1 protein-coding gene and 1 pseudogene are annotated in these 2,354 nt (G+C 72.7%); one reads left to right on the top strand and one right to left on the bottom strand.

The window, feature by feature from the left end:
* A pseudogene (locus GTW40_RS32550) lies at positions 1 to 650 on the bottom strand (hypothetical protein); the annotation flags it as partial.
* A 324-nt stretch (positions 651 to 974) separates the two neighbouring features.
* Between GTW40_RS32550 and GTW40_RS07735 the strand changes: the two are divergent.
* Positions 975 to 2,354, top strand: a 1,380-nt coding sequence (locus GTW40_RS07735; protein ID WP_161179409.1) for a histidinol-phosphate transaminase, incomplete at its 3' end; no start/stop codon positions are given.

The raw sequence follows: 2,354 nt of genomic DNA on the forward strand, positions 1-2,354 counted from the left end.
CCGGCGCCCGCGGTGTCCTGCGGGGTCGCGGCCGTGGGGTCGGGGCGGGCCGAGCCCGCGCCGCCGTCCGGGGAGGCGTCACCGGAGGCGGCGGGGCGGTCTGTGGAGAAGGGCGTGTCGGAGCCGAGTTCGGCGAGGCTCAGCGCACCCGCCGCCAGGACGAACCCCGTGACGATCAGGAGGGTACGGCGCCTGCGGCGGCGGTGCGCGGCGGCCTTGCGGTCGCGGCGGCTGAGGTCGGAGTCGGGGTCCGCGTCGACATCGTCGTCGGGGTCGGTGCTGAGGGCTTCGTCAGGGGCTTCGTCGGGGACGCGGTCGGGGCCGGAGTCGGGGGTGCCGTGCGGGGCGTACGGCTGCTCGGGACCCTCCGAGCCCTCCGGGCCGTCCGGGGCGGCGGGCTCGGCGCGGCGGTCGGCCTGCCGGGGAACCCGCGCCCGGTCCGGTGTCTCCGGGTGGAGGGGCGCCGGAGGCGTGGCGTAACCCTGGGCGGCCTGAGGCGCCGCGCCAGGCACACCGGACGCGGCGGCGTAACCCTGAGGCACACCGGCCGCACCGGCGTACCCCTGAGGCGCACCGGCATATCCCTGAGGTGCCGTCCCGTAGGGGTCGGGGCCCGCCGCCACCGGGGCCGGTGCGACGGTCACGTCCACGGGCGCGACGGCGGAGGGTGCGGGGGCGCCGCAGCCTGGGCAGGCCAGGGCGCCATTGAGGTGCCGTCGGCACGGGTGGCAGTAGTCCATGTCGCGGGAAGACTAGATTCCAGCGGGGTCACGTTCCTAGGCGCGACTGTGAAGGTTTCGTGCGGGACCTGCCAACTCCCCGCGCGCCATGTTCGATCGGGGGGCATTCGGGGGAGGCGTCGCGGCGGCGGAGTGAAGTGGCTCACGTGGCGGGCGAGTTGAACGCCACCCCCGTCAGTTCCGTATGCATGAGTGGCCCCTGTCCCCACGGGTCGCCCTTCGACGGAGGTTTCCTTGCCTGACAACGTCACCTCGTTGTTCCGCGGCACCGCCGCGCACAGCCCCTCGATGGCGGCACTCAGGCGGAGCGGCGACGGGGCGGGCCCGGTGGACTTCTGCATCCCGTGCAATCCGTACTTCCCGACGCCCGAGATGTTCGAGGACATGGCGGCCCGGCTGCGGGACATCATCACGTACTACCCGAGCAGCGCCGACACGATCACCGCCGAGCTGTGCCAGCTGCTCCAACTCCCCCCGCAGTGCGTGGCGATGGGCAACGGATCGACCGAGCTGATCACCTGGATCGACCATCTCCTGGTCCGCGAGTCGCTGGCCGTGCCCGTGCCGACGTTCGGCCGCTGGACCGACCAGCCGATGGAGACCGGCAAGCGGGTCGACATGTTCCCGCTCCAGGAGGCGAACGGCTTCGCGCTCGATCTGGCCGCCTACGGCGAGTTCATCCGCAAGCGGGGCACCAAGGTCGCCGTGATCTGCAACCCCAACAACCCCGACGGCGGCTTCCTGTCCCGGCAGTCGGTGGTGCAGTTCATGGACGCGATGGCGGACCTGGACCTGGTGGTGATCGACGAGTCGTTCCTGGAGTTCGCGGACGCGGAGGCCGAGCCCAGCGTCGTCCAGGAGGCCATGCTGCGCCCGAACGTGATCGTGCTGCGCAGCCTCGGCAAGAACTTCGGGCTGCACGGCATCCGCTTCGGCTATCTGGTCGCCAACCCCGCGCTCGCGGGCAAGGTCCGCTCGATGCTGCCCAAGTGGAACCTCAACTCCTTCGCGGAGCACGTGGTGTTCATGCTGAAGGAGCACGGCACCGAGTACGCGCGGAGCCTGCTCCAGGTGCGCCGGGACCGGCTGGAGATGGCGAGCCAGCTGGCGGGGCTGCCCGGTCTGACCGTGTACCCCTCGCAGGGCAACTTCCTCTTCGTGCGCCTCCCGCTCGGCGCCGAGGGCACCGTGGTCCGCGACCGGCTGCTCACCGAGCACCGGGTGCTGGTCCGCGAGTGCGGCAACAAGATCGGCTCGTCCAGCCGCTTCGTACGGCTCGTGGTGCGCCCCGAGCCCGACGTACGCCGTCTGGTGACCGGTCTGGAGCATGTGCTCTACGAGACCAGGAAGAAGACGGCCGTCCCCGAACTGAGCGCCGGGAACGGCTACAGCTCGGGCACCCCGGCCGTGGACCGGCTGATCAACGAGACCAACGGGGCCGGGATGCGACTGCCCGCGCAGGCGATCGCCGCGGCTCCTTCCCCGGGGCTCCCCACAGCCCCGGCCGCCGGCACCGGTATGCCGCTCCCCGCCGCCGCAGCGCCGGCCGGCGGCGGGATGCCGGTGCCGGCGGCGGCTCAAGCGGGCCCGATGGCGCCCGCGGCCGCCGCCGTT

This window comes from Streptomyces sp. SID4985, from assembly GCF_009863025.1.
Classification (GTDB): Bacteria; Actinomycetota; Actinomycetes; order Streptomycetales; family Streptomycetaceae; genus Streptomyces.